17 protein-coding genes and 3 pseudogenes are annotated in these 16,448 nt (G+C 60.5%); 6 read left to right on the forward strand and 14 right to left on the reverse strand.

The window, feature by feature from the left end; all coding sequences use genetic code 11:
- Positions 1 to 60: 60 nt before the first annotated feature.
- On the forward strand, positions 61 to 432 hold the full coding sequence (locus NVV94_RS19500; protein WP_258444013.1) for a glutathione S-transferase N-terminal domain-containing protein: 372 nt from the start codon (positions 61 to 63) through the stop codon (positions 430 to 432).
- A gap of 153 nt (positions 433 to 585) precedes the next feature.
- On the opposite strand, the gene NVV94_RS19505 is transcribed toward NVV94_RS19500, so the two are convergent.
- The 3 genes from NVV94_RS19505 to NVV94_RS19515 form a co-directional block, all read right to left on the reverse strand.
- Positions 586 to 969 (reverse strand): lysozyme inhibitor LprI family protein, encoded by a 384-nt coding sequence (locus NVV94_RS19505; RefSeq protein ID WP_258444014.1) that lies wholly within the window; start codon positions 967 to 969, stop codon positions 586 to 588.
- 72 nt (positions 970 to 1,041) lie between these two features.
- Positions 1,042 to 1,644, reverse strand: coding sequence for a glutathione S-transferase family protein (locus NVV94_RS19510; protein ID WP_258444015.1), 603 nt, complete (start codon positions 1,642 to 1,644; stop codon positions 1,042 to 1,044).
- Between the two features lie 11 nt (positions 1,645 to 1,655).
- Entirely contained in the window at positions 1,656 to 2,822 is a 1,167-nt protein-coding gene (locus tag NVV94_RS19515; RefSeq protein WP_258444016.1) for a PLP-dependent aminotransferase family protein, read from the reverse strand.
- 81 nt (positions 2,823 to 2,903) lie between these two features.
- On the opposite strand from NVV94_RS19515, the gene NVV94_RS19520 reads away from it, so the two are divergent.
- Both NVV94_RS19520 and NVV94_RS19525 read left to right on the forward strand, forming a co-directional pair.
- Positions 2,904 to 3,347 carry a MarR family winged helix-turn-helix transcriptional regulator gene (locus tag NVV94_RS19520; RefSeq protein WP_258444017.1) on the forward strand — a complete coding sequence of 148 codons (444 nt, stop codon included), beginning with the start codon at positions 2,904 to 2,906 and terminating at the stop codon, positions 3,345 to 3,347.
- Positions 3,348 to 3,443: 96 nt separating this feature from the next.
- Positions 3,444 to 4,634, forward strand: coding sequence for a benzoate/H(+) symporter BenE family transporter (locus NVV94_RS19525; protein ID WP_258444018.1), 1,191 nt, complete (start codon positions 3,444 to 3,446; stop codon positions 4,632 to 4,634).
- A 146-nt stretch (positions 4,635 to 4,780) separates the two neighbouring features.
- On the opposite strand, the gene NVV94_RS26985 is transcribed toward NVV94_RS19525, so the two are convergent.
- From NVV94_RS26985 to NVV94_RS19535, 3 genes and pseudogenes are all read right to left on the reverse strand, one after another.
- Positions 4,781 to 5,662 carry a methyl-accepting chemotaxis protein gene (locus NVV94_RS26985; protein ID WP_408733515.1) on the reverse strand — a complete coding sequence of 294 codons (882 nt, stop codon included), beginning with the start codon at positions 5,660 to 5,662 and terminating at the stop codon, positions 4,781 to 4,783.
- A 27-nt stretch (positions 5,663 to 5,689) separates the two neighbouring features.
- Positions 5,690 to 6,790: pseudogene (locus tag NVV94_RS26990) on the reverse strand (methyl-accepting chemotaxis protein); the annotation flags it as partial.
- 116 nt (positions 6,791 to 6,906) lie between these two features.
- Positions 6,907 to 6,999 (reverse strand): annotated as a pseudogene (locus NVV94_RS19535) (short chain dehydrogenase); the annotation flags it as partial.
- A gap of 155 nt (positions 7,000 to 7,154) precedes the next feature.
- Here NVV94_RS19535 and NVV94_RS19540 point away from each other — a divergent pair.
- Positions 7,155 to 8,159, forward strand: a complete 1,005-nt coding sequence (locus NVV94_RS19540) for an NADP-dependent oxidoreductase (RefSeq protein WP_258444020.1) — start codon at positions 7,155 to 7,157, stop codon at positions 8,157 to 8,159.
- Positions 8,160 to 8,407: 248 nt separating this feature from the next.
- Here NVV94_RS19540 and pyrF read toward each other — a convergent pair whose 3' ends face one another.
- A complete protein-coding gene (gene pyrF, locus NVV94_RS19545; protein ID WP_258444021.1) occupies positions 8,408 to 9,109 on the reverse strand; it encodes an orotidine-5'-phosphate decarboxylase in 702 nt (233 codons plus the stop codon).
- A 321-nt stretch (positions 9,110 to 9,430) separates the two neighbouring features.
- On the opposite strand from pyrF, the gene NVV94_RS19550 reads away from it, so the two are divergent.
- Both NVV94_RS19550 and NVV94_RS19555 read left to right on the forward strand, forming a co-directional pair.
- The gene (locus NVV94_RS19550) at positions 9,431 to 9,598 is read left to right on the forward strand and encodes a DUF2897 family protein (protein ID WP_258444022.1); all 168 of its coding nucleotides are present in this window, start codon (positions 9,431 to 9,433) and stop codon (positions 9,596 to 9,598) included.
- A 135-nt stretch (positions 9,599 to 9,733) separates the two neighbouring features.
- On the forward strand, positions 9,734 to 10,306 hold the full coding sequence (locus NVV94_RS19555; protein ID WP_258444023.1) for a TetR/AcrR family transcriptional regulator: 573 nt from the start codon (positions 9,734 to 9,736) through the stop codon (positions 10,304 to 10,306).
- On the opposite strand, the gene fabF is transcribed toward NVV94_RS19555, so the two are convergent.
- From fabF to NVV94_RS26995, 7 genes and pseudogenes are all read right to left on the reverse strand, one after another.
- The gene (gene fabF / locus NVV94_RS19560; protein WP_258444024.1) at positions 10,287 to 11,561 is read right to left on the reverse strand and encodes a beta-ketoacyl-ACP synthase II; all 1,275 of its coding nucleotides are present in this window, start codon (positions 11,559 to 11,561) and stop codon (positions 10,287 to 10,289) included. The two genes, NVV94_RS19555 and fabF, sit on opposite strands and share 20 nt — an antisense overlap.
- Before the next feature lie 237 nt (positions 11,562 to 11,798).
- Positions 11,799 to 13,220 carry a group II intron reverse transcriptase/maturase gene (ltrA, locus tag NVV94_RS19565; RefSeq protein ID WP_258444026.1) on the reverse strand — a complete coding sequence of 474 codons (1,422 nt, stop codon included), beginning with the start codon at positions 13,218 to 13,220 and terminating at the stop codon, positions 11,799 to 11,801.
- Positions 13,221 to 13,694: 474 nt separating this feature from the next.
- A complete protein-coding gene (locus tag NVV94_RS19570; protein ID WP_258444027.1) occupies positions 13,695 to 14,018 on the reverse strand; it encodes a helix-hairpin-helix domain-containing protein in 324 nt (107 codons plus the stop codon).
- Between the two features lie 329 nt (positions 14,019 to 14,347).
- Positions 14,348 to 14,608, reverse strand: a pseudogene (locus tag NVV94_RS19575) (ATP-binding protein); the annotation flags it as partial.
- A 112-nt stretch (positions 14,609 to 14,720) separates the two neighbouring features.
- On the reverse strand, positions 14,721 to 15,746 hold the full coding sequence (locus NVV94_RS19580; protein WP_258444029.1) for a site-specific integrase: 1,026 nt from the start codon (positions 15,744 to 15,746) through the stop codon (positions 14,721 to 14,723).
- Positions 15,743 to 16,237 carry a hypothetical protein gene (locus tag NVV94_RS19585; RefSeq protein WP_258444030.1) on the reverse strand — a complete coding sequence of 165 codons (495 nt, stop codon included), beginning with the start codon at positions 16,235 to 16,237 and terminating at the stop codon, positions 15,743 to 15,745. Before NVV94_RS19585 ends, NVV94_RS19580 begins: the two co-directional genes overlap by 4 nt.
- The gene (locus tag NVV94_RS26995; RefSeq protein ID WP_408733516.1) at positions 16,143 to 16,370 is read right to left on the reverse strand and encodes a tyrosine-type recombinase/integrase; all 228 of its coding nucleotides are present in this window, start codon (positions 16,368 to 16,370) and stop codon (positions 16,143 to 16,145) included. Before NVV94_RS26995 ends, NVV94_RS19585 begins: the two co-directional genes overlap by 95 nt.
- Positions 16,371 to 16,448 lie beyond the last annotated feature (78 nt).

Here is a 16,448-nt window from a genome sequence, read left to right on the forward strand (position 1 = left end):
GCTATTCGAAGAAACCGGCCTGCCCAGGTCGGTTTTTTTATTGTTTGGAGATTTCCAGCCATGATTGTCAAAGCACTGCGAGTTGGCCTGGGCCAGCTCATTGTCTTCATCGACTTCATTACCCGCCCGCGCAAGCAGCAGCGCAGCGCTGCGGCCCAGCAGCAGGTCGAACAGGCCGCCAAGGGCCTGACCCTGTATCAGTTCCACGCCTGCCCGTTTTGCGTGAAGACCCGCCGTACCTTGCATCGCCTGAATGTGCCGGTGACGTTGCGCGACGCCAGGAACAGCGAACAGGACCGCCAGACGCTGCTCAGCGAAGGCGGCAAGATCAAGGTGCCGTGCCTGCGCATCGAAGAGAATGGCCAGACCACCTGGATGTATGAATCCAAGGTGATCATCGATTATCTGCAGAAGCGTTTCGCGGCGGCGTAAAAATCTGTAGCCGCTGCCGAAGGCTGCGCTCGCCTGCGCAGCAGGCGTAGGATCTCAAGATCGCCAGGGAGCCCCTGCGGGACTCCAGCTGGTGCGCCACTGCGACAGCCTGGCGGCAGCGGCTACAGGTGTCCGTGTCAGCATTTCGGCGTGTCAGCGCGGGCAATCCTCGCTGCGGCACTGGGTATAGTTCTTCAACTGCTGCGCCCGCAGTCGTGTGTGCTCCGCCAGACACTTGGCCTGGATCAACGGCCAGATCGTACCCGAATCCTCGGCTTTCCCGACCTGATACAGGCAATCGGCATCGCGAAAGGCGATCCATTTGCGCTGAGAGTCCTTCAAGGCCTGCTGACGGGTCTTGCCCTGTAGAAAGCCCATCTGTTCCTTGTAGTACTTATTCAGGTCGGCATCGGCCTTGGCCAGGTCATTGCTGGCGCATTGGTTCATGGCCATCTGAGTGGCGTCGCAATCGTCTGCGGCATGCGCAGCCAAAGGCAACAACGCAGCCAGCGCCAGGCACGGGAAGAGGAAACGCATAAGTGCTCCTTGCAGGTTTCGTACAGTCAAAAACAAACCGGCCACAAGGGCCGGTTCATGGCGCAGTCTAGATCAATCCAGCATCCCGACGTGCCGCGGATGGCTTTCAACACGTTTCAACCAGGTCTGAATCGCCGGATACTCGCCGAGATCAAACCCACCCTCATGGGCCACGTGGGTGTAAGCGTAAAGCGCGACATCGGCTATCGAGTACTGCTCGCCGACCAGAAAAGGCGTCAACTGCAGCTGTTTCTCCATGACCCGCAGGGCTTTGTGGCCACGCTTGTGCAGGCCTTCGTACTCGGCCCGGCGCTCTTGCGGCAGGCCAAGGTACAGTTGGATGAAACGAGCCACCGCCACATAAGGCTCATGGCTGTACTGCTCGAAAAACTGCCACTGCAGCACTTGCGTACGCAGGCGCGGCTCTTTGGGCAAGAACTCGCTGCCCTCTGCCAGGAAGTTCAGGATCGCGTTGGACTCCCACAGGCACATGCCGTCTTCAAGCTCCAGCACCGGAATCTTGCCGTTGGGGTTCTTGGCCAGAAACGCCGAGGTCTCGGTTTCGCCATTGAGAATATCCACCGCATGCCACTGGTGCGGGATGCCGAGCAGGCTCAGCATCAACTTCACCTTGTAGCAGTTGCCCGACTGATAATCGCCATAGACTTTGTACATACCCCCTCCCCTTAGGCCACCTTGGCCGCTTGCGCCTGACGAACAACCGCAGCCAGGCGCTCGAGCCCTCCGCTCAAGCGCTCAGGTGCGATGTGACTGAAGTTCAACCGCAGGTAACCCGGATTGGCATCCGGCTCGGCAAAGAAGGGCTCGCCGGGCATGAAGGCAATGTTCTGCTCCAGTGCCGGCTTGAGCAGGGTGCGGGTGTCCAGCGGCTGCTTGAGTGTCAGCCAGAAGAATAGGCCGCCCTGAGGCACGTGCCAGTCGGCCAGGTCGCCGAAATGCTGCTCCAGCGCCACCTGCATGGCGTCGCGACGGACCCGGTAGAAGTCACGCAGCTCGACCAGGTGCCCCTTGAACTTCTCCGTGCCGACCCACTGCAAGGCCTGCCATTGGCCGATTCGGTTGGTGTGCAGGTCAGCCGACTGCTTCAGGCGCAGCAGGTGCGGGAACAAATCGGGGCTGGCGATCAGGTAACCGACGCGCAGGCCAGGCAGCAGGGTCTTGGACACGGTGCCGGTGTAGATCCAGCTGGCCTTCTTCAGGCGACTGACGATGGGCTGCGCCTTGCCACCGTCGAAATTCAGCTCGCGGTAAGGTTCGTCTTCGATCAGGGTGACGTCGAATTCATCGAGCATTGCCGCGACCGCATCACGGCGCGCTTCGCTGTAACGCACACCCGACGGGTTCTGGAAGGTCGGGATCAAGTAGGCAAACGCGGGCTTGTGCTGCTGCAGACGCTCGCGCAGCGCACCGAGACCAGGGCCGTCGGCTTGCAGCGGGACGGTCAGGCAGTCGGCACCGAACAACTGGAAGATCTGCAGCGCGGCCAGGTAGGTCGGCGCTTCGAGCAGAATCTCGGTGCCCTTGTCGATGTACAGCTTGGCGGCCAGGTCCAGGGTCTGTTGCGAGCCGCTGACGATCAATACCTGGCTCGCTTCACAGTCCACCCCCAGGGCGCGCGCTTCGGCCGCCAGTGCTTCACGCAGGGCAGGCTCGCCTTCGCTCATGCCGTATTGGCCCATCGCAGCGGGCATCTGCGCCCATTCCACTTTCGGCAGCATGGCTTCGGCGGGCAGGCCACCGGCAAATGACATCACTTCCGGACGCTGGGCCGCGGCCAGAATTTCACGAATCAAAGAGCTTTTCAGGCGGGAAACACGTTCGGAGAAGGCCATGGAAATCACCGTAGCGCAAGGGCAGAAAAATACGTCAAACTAGTTGACCGAAATTACGACGCCGGGCATGGATACGTCAATATGCTTGACCTTAAAAACCAGATTTCTCAACAAGTCGCCATGGAAGCCTTCTTCTTCGGCTATCAGGCGTTCACCGCAAAGGCCGACGCGATGCTTGCGCGCCGCGGCCTGAGTCGGGTGCATCAACGCATCGTGTTTTTCATCGCGCGCTACCCGGGCCTGAGCATCAAAGAGCTGCTGGGCAAACTCGGCGTCAGCAAGCAGGCGCTGAACACGCCGCTGCGCCAACTGATGGAAATGAACCTGGTGCAAAGCGTTGCCCCCGAGGCCGACAAGCGCAAGCGCTTGCTGGGCCTTACCGGCGAAGGGCTGCGCTTCGAGCAGTCGCTGCGCCGCGAGCAGGTCAAACTGTTGCAACGAGCCTTCGCCCAGGCCGGCGATGCGGCGGTGGACGGCTGGCTGGCCGTGAACAAGGCGCTCGGCGAGGCCGCCCAGCAGGGGTGACTGTACGGCTAAATGCGATTCTCGCTGTATCGCAACAGTCCCCGGGCCGCGCGGTAGTCTGAAAAACTGCCTTCACCTGCTTAAAGGATTGCCCGCATGACCGACGCCACCCCTGCGCAATTGCGCCCGTTGGCCGACTCTTCTGCTTCTGCCATCGTCGCCGGTTTCATTGCGATGATGACCGGCTACACCAGCTCCCTGGTGCTGATGTTCCAGGCCGGCCAGGCTGCCGGGCTGACCAGCGCGCAGATCTCCTCGTGGATCTGGGCCCTGTCGATCGGCATGGCGGTGTGCAGCATTGGACTGTCGTTGCGTTATCGCACCCCCATTACCGTGGCCTGGTCGACACCGGGGGCGGCCCTGCTGATTACCAGCCTGTCGGGCGTGAGTTATGGCGAAGCCATCGGTGCTTACATTACCTGCGCCGTGCTGGTGCTGATCTGCGGCCTGACCGGCAGCTTCGAGCGCCTGGTCAGGCGCCTGCCCTCCTCCCTGGCCGCAGCACTGCTGGCCGGCATCCTGTTCAAGATCGGCAGTGAGATCTTTGTCGCCGCGCAACACCGTACCGGCCTGGTCCTGGGCATGTTCTTCACCTACCTGCTGATGAAACGGCTGTCGCCGCGCTATGCGGTGCTGGCTGCCCTGCTGATCGGCACGGCCTTGTCCGGCTTCATGGGGCTGCTGGATTTCAGCGGCTTCAGCCTGGAAGTGGCAACCCCGGTCTGGACCACACCCTCGTTTTCCCTGGCCGCGACCATCAGCATCGGCATTCCGTTGTTCGTGGTGGCCATGACCTCGCAGAACATGCCCGGCATCGCCGTGCTGCGTGCCGACGGCTATAACGTCCCGGCGTCGCCACTGATCTCGGTAACCGGCTTCGCCTCGCTGCTGCTGGCGCCCTTCGGCTCCCATGGCATCAACCTGGCCGCTATCAGCGCAGCCATCTGCACGGGGCCGCATGCCCATGAAGACCGCAACAAGCGCTATACCGCGGCAGTCTGGTGCGGGATTTTCTACGGCATCGCCGGAGTCTTCGGGGCAACCCTTGCCGCGCTGTTCGCCGCCCTGCCCAAGGAACTGGTGCTATCGATCGCAGCCCTGGCGCTGTTCGGCTCGATCATGAATGGGCTGACGATCGCGATGAACGAAACCAGGGAGCGCGAGGCGGCGCTGATCACCTTTATGGTCACCGCGTCGGGGCTGACGCTGTTTTCGATCGGTTCGGCGTTCTGGGGGATTGTTGCCGGGGTGGTGACGTTGCTGATTCTCAACTGGCGTAATGCCTGAGCCCCTTGAAATCAGTGCCTGACATGCCAATCGCACGCACTGAAATCCCCGTGGGAGCTGGCTTGCCAGCGATGGGGGTGACGCGGTGTGTCTGCACCACCGCAGTGAAGCCATCGCTGGCAAGCCAGCTCCCACAAGAGACAAGATCAGAGCCGGAAATGCCCCACCATCCCCTTCAACTCATGCCCCAGTTGCGCCAGCTCGATACTCGACGCCGCATTGCCCTGCATCGCCAGCGCCGACTGATCGGCGCTGCTGCGGATGCTGGTGACGCTGCGGTTGATCTCCTCGGCCACCGAGCTTTGCTGCTCGGCTGCCGCGGCGATTTGCTGGTTCATCTGCTGTATCAGTGACACCGCAGCGGCAATGCTGCCCAGCGCACTTTCAGTCTGCAAGCCGTCGCTCACCGCCAGCTTCACCAACTCGCCACTGCTCTGGATCTGCGCCACCGACGATTGCGCTCCGCTGCGCAAGGCACTGACCAGGCGTTCGATCTCTTCGGTGGATTGTTGCGTACGCTTGGCCAGCGCTCGCACCTCATCGGCAACCACGGCAAAGCCCCGTCCCTGTTCGCCAGCCCTGGCCGCCTCGATCGCGGCGTTGAGCGCCAGCAGGTTGGTCTGTTCTGCCACGCTCTTGATAACCCCGAGCACCGTGCCGATGTTCTGGATCTCGGCACTCAGGTTCTCGATGCCTTGGCTGGCCGATGCCGCGGAGCTGGCAAGTTGCTCGATCCGTTGCAAGCTCTGGCGCACCACCTGCTGACCGCTTTCGACCTTGTCATCAGCCGATTGGGCAGCCTGTGCCGCCTCTTCTGCATTGCGCGCCACGTCGTGCACAGTGGCAGTCATTTGGTTCATGGCGGTAGCGACCTGCTCGGTTTCCTCCTTCTGGCTGCTGACCTCGAGGTTGGTCTGCTCGGTCACCGCCGAAAGCGATTGAGCGGAACTGGCCAGTTGTTCGATCCCGGCCTGCAAGCCGCTGACAATCGCACTCAAGCCCGCGCCCATCTGCTGCATGGCTTGCATCAACTGGCCGATTTCATCGCGGCGACTCACTTCGATCGTACCGCTCAAATCGCCCGCGGCAATCTGCTGGGCCCGTGCAATGACGCTGCGCAGAGGCCCGACGATCAACCGCGTGATGATCCACGCCGCCACCAGGCCGACCAGCAACGCCAGTACCGAGGAGGCGATGATCAGCAGCGTATTGCTCTTCAGTTCAGCCTGCATTGCGTCGTCCTGGGCCATATAGGCCTGATCGACTCGCGCCACCACTTGGTCGGCGCGCTCATGCAGCTGAAGGTAGACCTGCTTTTCCTTGGCCAGCAGATCGGTGTACTCGGTCAGTTTTTCGCTGAAACTGGTGATATGGGTGATGACCTCGCCCAATACGGTCTGATAGCCCGCGTCCTGTACCTTGCCCTTGAGTTCATTGGCCAGCGCCAGGGCCTGGTCGGCCTGCTCGATCTTGCCTTGGGCAGCGCTGTCGTCCGTGCCCTTGCGACTCTGTTCCAGGCGCACCCGGGCTTCATCCATCGCCTGTAGCATCAAGCGGGCAACCTGGCTGACCTGATTGGCCTGCTCGATGAATTCGGAGCCTTTCTGGCCCTGCGAGTCCTTCAGGGTATAGCTGCCATCGTCGGCCAGACCGGCCTGCAATACGTCCAGGTTGTTGGCCACACTCGACACCGACCAACTGGCCATGTCCAGCGCCAGATCCTTGGCCTGGCTCAACTCCACGAACTGATCGAAGGCCTGGCGATAGGCAGTGAGTGCCTGCTCGACTTCATTCATGACCGGCACGTTGGCCGCCGACAACGTCTTCAACTGCGCGGCTTGCGCCAGCAGGCTATCGAGCCCTGCACGCAAGGCGTCGACCGCCTTGACGTCCGAATGCAAGGCGAACTCCTGCTCCTGCAGGCGCACCTTGAGCAAGCCGCTATTGAGCGCGGACATCTGCTTGAGCCCCTCGAAGCGCTGGCTGATGGTCTGCAACGAGATAATGCCAATTGCCGCGACCAGCGCGGTCAACAGCAGCACCAACGCAAAACCCACGCCCATTTTCTTTGCCATGCCCAGGTTGGCAAAGCGTCCACTCACGGCCCCATTCATTGCATGCAGTCCCCGTCCGATACTCAATGACGACAAGCCCATTGATGATCAGCGCAGAGTGGCAATGGCGCAGGCACCAGCACAAGACGAAAACGTCGCAATAATGGCAAAAAGCTACGACCTCGTCGCATTCAGAATGGTCGAGGTCGGCCTGAGGATCAAATAGCGGTGGCGCCCCCATCCACGGCCAGCGCATGGCCGGTGGTAAACGCAGCGCCATCACAGCAGAGGTAAAGCACGGCACTGGCGATACAGGGCCGGTTAAAGGACTATGCGTTGCCGTGATACGAAACCCCGGGGCCTTATCAACCGCATCGATCAAGGCCTATTCGCCAATCTGAAAGCCTTGCTCACGGCCTGTTGAAGGTCTATCTACAGAGCATGATTCCTTCCATGAGTGCCTGAGATGACCGCCCAAACCAACCGTCAATTTCTCCTCGCCCAACGCCCGGTCGGTGCCGTCACCCGTGAGAACTTCACGTTCCGCGAAGAAGCTGTCGGTACGCCGGCAGACGGCCAGATACTGGTCAAGATCGAATACCTGTCGCTGGACCCGGCCATGCGCGGCTGGATGAACGAAGGCAAATCCTATATCCCACCGGTCGCCATCGGCCAGGTCATGCGCGCCTTGGGCGTGGGCAAGGTCGTGGCGTCGGAGCACCCGAATTTTGCCGTCGGTGACTACGTCAATGGCGGGCTCGGCGTGCAGGATTACTTCCTTGGCGAGCCTACCGGTTTCTACAAGGTCGACCCGACACTGGCACCGCTGCCGCGCTATCTGTCGGCATTGGGCATGACCGGCATGACCGCCTATTTCGCCCTGCTCGATGTCGGCGCGCCCAAAGCCGGTGACACCGTGGTGATCTCGGGTGCCGCCGGAGCGGTTGGCAGCATTGCCGGGCAAATCGCCAGGCTCAAGGGCTGCCGCGTGGTCGGGATTGCCGGCGGCAGGGAGAAATGCCAGTTCCTGATCGATGAACTGGGCTTCGATGGCGCCATCGACTACAAAAGCGAAGACGTGATAGCCGGCCTCAAACGCGAATGCCCGAAAGGCGTGGACGTGTATTTCGACAACGTCGGCGGCGACATCCTCGATGCCGTGCTCAGCCGCCTGGCCTTCAAGGCCCGCGTGGTGATCTGCGGCGCCATCAGCCAGTACAACAACAAGGAAGCGGTCAAAGGGCCGGCCAACTACCTGGCCCTGCTGGTCAACCGGGCGCGCATGGAAGGCTTCGTGGTGATGGACTACGCCGCGCAGTTCGGGGCTGCCGGGCAGGAAATGGCCGGTTGGCTGGCCGAGGGGCGGTTGAAGAGCAAGGAAGATATCGTCGAAGGTCTGGAGACGTTTCCGGAGACCTTGTTGAAACTGTTCAGCGGGGAGAACTTTGGGAAGTTGGTGTTGAAGGTTTAAATCGCTGGCGAGTGCTTTCGCACTCGATCGCTGGCAAGCCAGCTCCCACAGGTACGTGCATTGCCTGACTTTGTGGGAGTCAGCTCCCACAGGTACGTGCATTGCCTGACTTTGTGGGAGTCAGCTCCCACAGGTACGTGCATTGCCTGACTTTGTGGGAGTCAGCTCCCACAGGTATGTGCATTGCCTGACTTTGTGGGAGCTGGCTTGCCAGCGATCGACCGCACAGCGGTCGCAGAAGCTTGCGATCAGCCAGCCAGCTCAGCCACCACCGCCGCCAACGCCTTCGCCGGATCCGCCGCCTGACTGATCGGGCGCCCAATCACCAGATAATCGGAACCGGCATCCAGCGCCTGACGCGGCGTGAGTATGCGCCGCTGGTCATCCTGCGCACTCCCTGCCGGACGAATCCCCGGGGTCACCAGCTGCAGCGACGGATGCGCCGCCTTCAGCGCCCGCGCCTCCAGCGCCGAACACACCAGGCCATCCATACCGGCCTTCTCCGCCAACGCCGCCAGACGCAGCACCTGCTCCTGGGGCTCGATATCCAGACCGATGCCGGCCAGGTCCTCACGCTCCATGCTGGTCAGCACCGTCACGCCAATCAGCAATGGCTTGGGGCCGCTACGCTGATCCAGCACTTCACGGCAAGCCGCCATCATGCGCAGGCCACCGGAACAGTGCACGTTGACCATCCACACGCCCATTTCCGCCGCGGCCTTGACAGCCATGGCCGTGGTGTTGGGAATGTCGTGGAACTTGAGGTCCAGGAACACTTCGAAGCCTTTGTCGCGCAGCGTCTCGACAATATCCGAGGCGCAACTGGTGAACAGTTCCTTGCCGACCTTGACCCGGCAGAGCTTGGGGTCCAGCTGATCGGCCAGTTTCAGTGCGGCGTCACGGGTAGGGAAATCCAGGGCGACGATGATGGGAGTCTGGCAGGCGGACATGGATGGGCTCTCAGGGCAAGTCGAAATCGGCGCGCATTGTAGCGGATGCAGCGCCTGTCCGGGACCCGGTGATCGGTAAAATCCACCGGCGCTTTCACCAGAGTGGAGCACGCCGGCGAACCAAAGCAAGCCCAGACACCGGTCAAAGCACGGGAAGTATCGTCCATGCGACACGTAACTACGCGCTGAGGCCCGCCGCAGAGCAATCCGGCCAACCAGAGCATATAATTGAACCACCACCCTGAGAAATCACTCAAAGTGGTATAAGCGCAGATTGACCGGGATCCCGCCCGGCACTGCCTGACCTTCAAGGAGGTCCACATGCCCTGGTATGCCTGGTTGATCCTGGTGATTGCAATCGGCTTGATCGTTGGCGGCCTGATGGTATTGCGCGACACTGCGAAAAAGCTGCCTTTGACCGAAGAGCAGCTCAAACGCATTCACGAACGCAATGCCGAGATGGATGCCAAGGACGCGCAAGACCGCTGACGCCGTGATCGTTCCCGTGCCCCGCGGGAACGATCCTTTAACGTACTGAAAGTATGCGGGCATTGCTGCGGCCAGAACCGTGCCGGTGTAAAATGATGATCAACATTTGATCAGCCATGCCACGGAGCCCCGACCATGCGCTATTCGCAAGATCACAAAGCCCAGACCCACCAACGTATCGTCAAGGAAGCCTCTGCCCGCTTTCGCCGCGACGGCATTGGCGCAACCGGCCTGCAGCCGCTGATGAAAGCGCTCGGCCTGACCCATGGCGGCTTCTATGCCCACTTCAAATCCAAGGACGACCTGGTCGAGATCGCCCTGCGCGATGCCTCGGATGAACTCAACGAACACTGCGAAAAGATCTTTGCCAAGGACAATCCGCTACCGGCCTTTATCGACAGCTACCTGAGCAAGAGCCACCGGCAAAACCCGGAACATGGCTGCCCGCTGCCAACCATGGCCGCCGAAATGGGCCAGCGCGGAGCCGCCAGCCCGATCACCGACGAAACCGTTCGCCTGCGCCTGGAGATGCTGGGCAAAGCCCTGGGCGAAACCGAAGGCGATGAACAGAGCATCGTCATGCTGTCGACGCTGGTCGGAGCACTGCTGCTGTCACGCAGCGTCCAGGACAGTGAGTTTTCCGATCACATCCTCGACACCGTACGCGCGCATTTGAAGCAACAAGCGGTCAACCCTGCCAGCGCTTGAACACCACACTGGCATTGACCCCACCAAACCCGAAACCATTGCTCATGGCGTATTCAATGGGCATGGGCCGGGCTTTGCCACTGACGATATCCACACCTTCGGCGTCCTCATCCGGCACCTCCAGATTGAGCGTCGCCGGCGCAATCTGATCGCGAATCGCCAGAATCGTGAAAATCGCCTCCAGGCCACCGGCTGCACCAAGCAAATGCCCCGTCGCGGACTTGGTCGAAGTCACCGCCACAGCGTTACTAGCGCCAAACACCGCCTTGATGGCCGCCAACTCACCCTTGTCACCAACCGGCGTCGAAGTCGCGTGGGCATTGAGATGCTGGATCTGCGCGGCCGAAATGCCCGCCTGCTCAATGGCCAACTGCATAGCACGCCTGGCCCCACTGCCATCCTCCGGCCCGGCCGTCAGATGATAAGCGTCCGCCGTGGTGCCGTAACCGACCACCTCGGCAATCGGCGTCGCGCCACGCGCAAGCGCATGCTCCAGCGACTCGATAACCAACAGACCAGCCCCCTCCCCCATGACAAAGCCATCACGGCTACTGTCGAAAGGCCGAGAAGCACGCTGCGGCGTGTCATTAAAACCACTCGACAACGCCCGGGCAGCAGCAAAGCCGGCCAGACTCACCCGATCAATGCACGCCTCCGCCCCACCGCAAAGCGCGATATCCGCCTCCCCGCTACGAATCAACCGCGCCGCATCACCAATCGCCTGCACCCCCGCCGCACACGCCGTCACCGGCGCACCTAGCGGGCCCTTGAAACCGTACTCGATAGACACATGCCCAGCCGCCAGATTGACCAGGAATGACGGAATGGTAAACGGCGACAAACGCCGCGGGCCGCGGGTATCGGTGATCCTGACTGCTTCAGCGATTGCCCCAAAGCCACCGACCCCGGAACCGATGATGGTTGCGGTACGAGTCTGGCCTTGCTCGTCCTGTGGTGCCCACTTGGCTTGAGCCAGCGCCTCTTTGGCGGCTGCCAGGGCGAACTGGATGAAGCGGTCCATCTTTTTCTGCTCTTTGGGCGCGACGGCGGCGTCGGGATCGAAGCCGGCTCTAGGATCATCGGCAATCGATGGTACGGCACCGCCGACCTTGGCCGGTAAATCTTCGACCACCGCATCCGGCAGGCGCCTGAGGCCCGATTGACTAGCCAAAAGTCGCTCCCAGACGGGGTCCAGACCACAACCCAGCGGAGAAACCAGGCCCATTCCCGTCACTACGACTCTACGTACACTCATGCAGTCCATACCTCGATGATGGGTTTAACCACTGTTTGTAGCGAACGGCCACATCTGCAACGAAGGAACCTTGGAATTTTGGCCCTATCCAGGCCCGAACGTTCCCGCACCTCGGTTAGTAATATTATAATTACAATTTAAACTGTCAAATCATCCCCCCCCGGAAATCGAGTAGGAGGCGGATTTACATCCGCTGTCCTCTCACACCACCGTACGTACGGTTCCGTATACGGCGGTTCAGGTTAAGCGGCTAAGCCGGGTTATCGTGTCCAGTATTGAGACCAGCCCGAGTCGATCCCATAGTTTCTTCGGCAGCGCCTGATTCATATGGGGTGCTCCCGAGTTCCACCAAGGGCCTCGACCATTGAATGCTGAGTTACAAGCACGAGCTTCGTTGAGCCCTAGACGCATCAAGTTGCGCGCCCTCGTAGAGGGCTGCTTCCATTGGCGCCAGATGATACAGCGAAGTTTGTGACGCACCCAGCCATCAAGATCCTCAAGTGGCCGCTTGCTCTGACTCAGCTTGAAGTAGCCAGCCCAGCCGCGCAGCACGGGGTTTATCCGCTCGATGACGCTCGCCATCTTGTGGCTTCGCGTTGTGCGCAGCAGGCTTCGAAGTCGGTCGCGTAAGCGATCCAGACTCATCGTCGCCACTCTTAGTCTCGGCTGCTGATGCCAGCTCATCCCGTAGCCCAAGTAATCACATACCCAAGAACCGACGACTCGGCTCTTTTCCCGATTCAGCACCAGTTTCAATCGCTGGTTCAGGAAACGCTCGACGCCGGCTATCACTCGTTCGCCGGCACGGCGACTGCGCACATAAATGTTCGCGTCATCGGCATAACGCACGAAGCGATGGCCCCGCCGTTCCAGTTCGCGGTCAAGTTCGTTGAGCAGGATGTTCGACAGCAACGGCGAGAGCGGGCCGCCTTGTGGCGTCCCTTCCTGCCGTCGGCTGACGAGTCCGCCTGACATCGTTCCCGCTTCGAGATAGCGACGGATCAACGTGAGCGCACGTTTATCTTCGATTTGACGCTCGATGTAGGCCATCAATACATCGTGGTTGACCCGATCAAAGAACTTCATCAGATCGAGCTCCACGCACCAACGGTGTCCCGCTGCTACATGGGCGCGAGCTGTTTCGATGGCTTGGTGAGCGCTTCTGCCTGGACGAAAGCCGTAGCTGTAGTCCGAGAACAGCGGATCGAAGATCGGCGTGAGCTGTTGCAGCAGCGCCTGCTGGATCAGGCGATCCACGACGCTGGGAATGCCCAGTTGTCTTGTCCCGCCCTTGGGTTTGGGGATGTCGACGGCGCGTACACCTTGCGGGTGATATTCGCCGGTCAGCAATCGGTTCTTGAGAATCGGCCAATACTGTTTCACGTAGCCCGCCAACTCGTCGACCGTCATGCCATCGGCACCCGGTGCGCCCTTGTTGCTGACTACGCGTTGATACGCACGCTTGAGGTTGGCGGGTGCAAGCACCCGCGCCATCAGCGTGTCCGGCTCCGCGTTCGTCCACGTCACAGACGCCGTCGATGCTTGCGCCCTGTCAGCCGTCATCCTCGGATACCGTCCGGGACTTGGGGTAACAGTTTTCTCTTGGAGAATATTCTGCGTTTCAGCATTCGATGAGACTCTGACGCCTACTGGCGGCATAACCTGTTCGGCCCTTGGTGGCGGGGTTAATCGCCACTTACTACGGCCTCGGCTGACTTCTGCACGCTCATCCCGTCGCCTCGCGGCGCTCGGTAGCACACTGGCAAACGTGCAGATATCCCAGGGTAATTCGCGCGACCTTCCTGCTTATGCCTGTCGGATCTACGTCACAGCGTTCCGTGCAAGTATCGGGCTTTGAAGATGCTTGCCTTCTTACCCCGCTGCGCCGCCTCTATCCGTTTCCTGTTCGTCAGGCCAGCAATTTGCCTCGGGCTTCCTTCAGATTCGCAGTCACCCGCGACACCCTTGCCTCTGGCTAACACTTCCCCTTGCCGGGTGTGTAGAGGACTTTCACCTCCAAGTCACCAGCGAGGCCACCACAGCCAAGCTGGTTGCGCTAACGCGCAACGCGCCATGCCTGGCGCACAAGCAAAAGGCCGGTCATTGACCGGCCTCGTATGGGGAGAACCTGGATTAGTTGATCATGACCATGTCACGATTCTTGTCGAGCAATGCCTTGCCGATGCCCTTGACCTCGAGCAATTCGTCAACGGAAGTGAATGCACCGTTGGCTTCCCGATAGGCGACAATGGCTTCAGCCTTGGCGCGGCCGATGCCCGACAGTTCCTGCTGCAGAGTCTGAGCATCTGCAGTGTTGAGATTGACCTTGGCGGTGGTCGCCGTTTGGGCGGAGACCGGCTTGTCAACTGGTGCAGCAGAAGGGGGCGCTGCATAGACGGACAAAGACGCATTAGCCAGCAATGCAAACAGGAGGGAGGAAAGATAGGTTTTGTTCATAGGGAAGGGCTCCGTAGCAAAAAAATTCAAGGGCAGCATTTCCATCGCTGCCAGTGAACCTTAGTAACCACGAGCTGACTGTCAAACTTCGATCGCCGAACTCAAGGCTAAAATATGAAAGAGGATAATTCTTCAAACCCTTGAATGCTTGGAGATTTTTGTGCGGCTGCATGATGTTGGAGCCATGCATTGAAGGTACAGTGCGGATTCCACGCCATCCGGCCACTCATTCCACGCTTATCCGGCCGGGTAATCCACGCACATCCGGCCACCTGTTCCACGGCCATCCGGCCGGGCAGTCGGAGCGCAGCGACGCAGGGTGGGTATTGTTAATCCGATTGCCCTGGTGTCGTCAATTTCCGAGTCCTTTTACGCATCGACTCACCCTGGAATTGGATACGATAGGCGTTATGCACCAAGCGGTCGAGGATGGCGTCGGCCAGGGTCGGGTCACCGATCAGTGCATGCCAGTTGTCCACCGGCATCTGGCTGGTCACCAGCGTCGAGCGCTGGCCGTAACGGTCGTCCAACAGCTCGAGCATGTCGCGCCGTTGTTCAGCGCTAAACGGTGCCAAGCCCCAGTCGTCCAGTGATGTTGAGCTCAACATTACTGGACTTTTGTTACGCACCCCGTTATGTGGAGTTGAGCAGGAAACATGGCGCGCTGCGCCGACTCCAACCGCCCGAACTCCACATAACCACTCACAGCCGTTTCAGCCAATCGACCACATCGACCGCAGCCGGCGACAGATGGCCGGCACGTGGCGACGCCAACACTTCGGGAAACACCTGGGCAAGCGCTTGGCGTTTGATGTCCAAATCCACCCGGGCATAGACCATGGTCGTGTTCAGCGTCGCATGGCCCAGCCACTGGCTAATTGTGGCGAAGTCAACGCCAGCCTTGAGCAAATGAACCACTGTGGCGTGTCGAAGCGAATGCGGATGAAGTCGCTTCTCTCGCATGGTGTTGGCCACCGGTGTGCCCGCTGCCACATATTTCTTGAGTAGGTAGCGAACACCGAACCGCGTGAGCTTGGCACCGTGGCGGTTGGTGAACAGAAACGCCTCCGGCGCTATGGTCTGTGCCGACTGCTGAGCCAGTTCCCGCAGCAGCACCGCGGTATGCGGCCAGATGGGGCATAAACGAATCTTCCCGCCCTTGCCACGCAGACGTACTTGGTGCGGCGGCTCGGTTCTCACGTCGCGTACCTGCAGATCGAGTACCTCCTGCACGCGAGCACCGGTATTGAACATCAGCGCAAACAATGCATAGTCGCGCCGCCCCGAGTCGGTAGTGCGATCAATGCTATTGAGCACCGCGTCGACTTCGTCAGGCTCGAAATACGCCATTGGTGCGCTGCGGGCGCCGCGCTTGAACGGCAGCCCAAGCACCCGCTGTAACTCGGCTAGATGCTCCGGGCGTTCGCTGGCCAGGAATCGGGCAAAGGTGTGGATAGCAGCCAGCCGTGCATTGCGCGTCGCGACACCATTGTGACGCTCCTGTTCCAGATGCGTCAGGAATTGGCTGACCTGCTCTGCCGTAAAATCGTCGAGTTCCAAATCCTCGACGCCCCGTTCGCTGCGAGCCGAGGCAAATCGCAAGAACAGCACGACGGCATCGCGATAACTGCGAATCGTGTGCAGGCTTATGCCACGGAGCTCGGGCAGATACTCCCGGAAGAAGTGCGTGATGCAATTGCCAAGCGAGTTGGGCCGAGCGGGCTTCATGGCGCACCTCCAGCAATCAAATGGCCGAAGTGGGCCTGGAAGCGATCACTGGCCGCTGCCGCAATATCCGGCATCCAACGCAGGTAATAAGCGGTAGAGACGATCGACACGTGCCCCATATACAGCGCTAGTTTCGGCAGGTTGGATTGCACATCGGCGCCTTGCCGATACCAACTCAGCAGTGCCTGGACGGCAAAGCTATGCCGAAAGTCATGAATCCGCGGCCGTCGGCCATCGCTACTGTGAACATCTGCAGCTTGGAATAGCGTTTGTATGCCACCGCTTGTTCCTGTCCCCGTATAGCCGCGCAAGCCTCTGGCGCAGTTGCACAGCAAGGGAGAATTCGGCGTGATGCTGAAGGGCGGCGCCAGCCGCTGCTTGAGATAGGCGCGCAGCTCACGATGGGCGTCCTGCGACAGATAGTGGAACGAAGCGGGATTTGTGGAACTTCGATTCGCGGATATGCAATACGCCTTGCGCCGAATCGGCATCGGCCAGGGTCAGCCGTAGCAGTTCGCCGCGACGTAGTCCCGCGGTATAGAGGAGCACGACGGCCAGCCGCAGGACCGCTGGCCGAAGAGGCGAGGTAGGCACCGGACTCAATTGCTCGGCAGCCGCGAGCATACTCGCGACCTCGCTCGAACCGAAGATGACGGGGGTGACGGCGGGACAGGGTCGCGGGAAGTGGTTGGGGTCGGGCAC

The organism is Pseudomonas sp. LS1212 (assembly GCF_024741815.1).
GTDB lineage: Bacteria > Pseudomonadota > Gammaproteobacteria > Pseudomonadales > Pseudomonadaceae > Aquipseudomonas.

Excerpts from the sequence above, each read along its gene's own strand:
- NVV94_RS19500 (WP_258444013.1), top strand. The coding sequence starts at position 61 with ATGATTGTCAAAGCACTGCGAGTTGGCCTGGGCCAGCTCATTGTCTTC.
- NVV94_RS19505 (WP_258444014.1), bottom strand. The coding sequence starts at position 969 with ATGCGTTTCCTCTTCCCGTGCCTGGCGCTGGCTGCGTTGTTGCCTTTG.
- NVV94_RS19510 (WP_258444015.1), bottom strand. The coding sequence starts at position 1,644 with ATGTACAAAGTCTATGGCGATTATCAGTCGGGCAACTGCTACAAGGTG.
- NVV94_RS19515 (WP_258444016.1), bottom strand. The coding sequence starts at position 2,822 with ATGGCCTTCTCCGAACGTGTTTCCCGCCTGAAAAGCTCTTTGATTCGT.
- NVV94_RS19520 (WP_258444017.1), top strand. The coding sequence starts at position 2,904 with ATGCTTGACCTTAAAAACCAGATTTCTCAACAAGTCGCCATGGAAGCC.
- NVV94_RS19525 (WP_258444018.1), top strand. The coding sequence starts at position 3,444 with ATGACCGACGCCACCCCTGCGCAATTGCGCCCGTTGGCCGACTCTTCT.
- NVV94_RS26985 (WP_408733515.1), bottom strand. The coding sequence starts at position 5,662 with ATGCAAGCCATGCAGCAGATGGGCGCGGGCTTGAGTGCGATTGTCAGC.
- NVV94_RS19540 (WP_258444020.1), top strand. The coding sequence starts at position 7,155 with ATGACCGCCCAAACCAACCGTCAATTTCTCCTCGCCCAACGCCCGGTC.
- pyrF (WP_258444021.1), bottom strand. The coding sequence starts at position 9,109 with ATGTCCGCCTGCCAGACTCCCATCATCGTCGCCCTGGATTTCCCTACC.
- NVV94_RS19550 (WP_258444022.1), top strand. The coding sequence starts at position 9,431 with ATGCCCTGGTATGCCTGGTTGATCCTGGTGATTGCAATCGGCTTGATC.
- NVV94_RS19555 (WP_258444023.1), top strand. The coding sequence starts at position 9,734 with ATGCGCTATTCGCAAGATCACAAAGCCCAGACCCACCAACGTATCGTC.
- fabF (WP_258444024.1), bottom strand. The coding sequence starts at position 11,561 with ATGAGTGTACGTAGAGTCGTAGTGACGGGAATGGGCCTGGTTTCTCCG.
- ltrA (WP_258444026.1), bottom strand. The coding sequence starts at position 13,220 with ATGCCGCCAGTAGGCGTCAGAGTCTCATCGAATGCTGAAACGCAGAAT.
- NVV94_RS19570 (WP_258444027.1), bottom strand. The coding sequence starts at position 14,018 with ATGAACAAAACCTATCTTTCCTCCCTCCTGTTTGCATTGCTGGCTAAT.
- NVV94_RS19580 (WP_258444029.1), bottom strand. The coding sequence starts at position 15,746 with ATGAAGCCCGCTCGGCCCAACTCGCTTGGCAATTGCATCACGCACTTC.
- NVV94_RS19585 (WP_258444030.1), bottom strand. The coding sequence starts at position 16,237 with ATGCCGATTCGGCGCAAGGCGTATTGCATATCCGCGAATCGAAGTTCC.
- NVV94_RS26995 (WP_408733516.1), bottom strand. The coding sequence starts at position 16,370 with ATGCTCGCGGCTGCCGAGCAATTGAGTCCGGTGCCTACCTCGCCTCTT.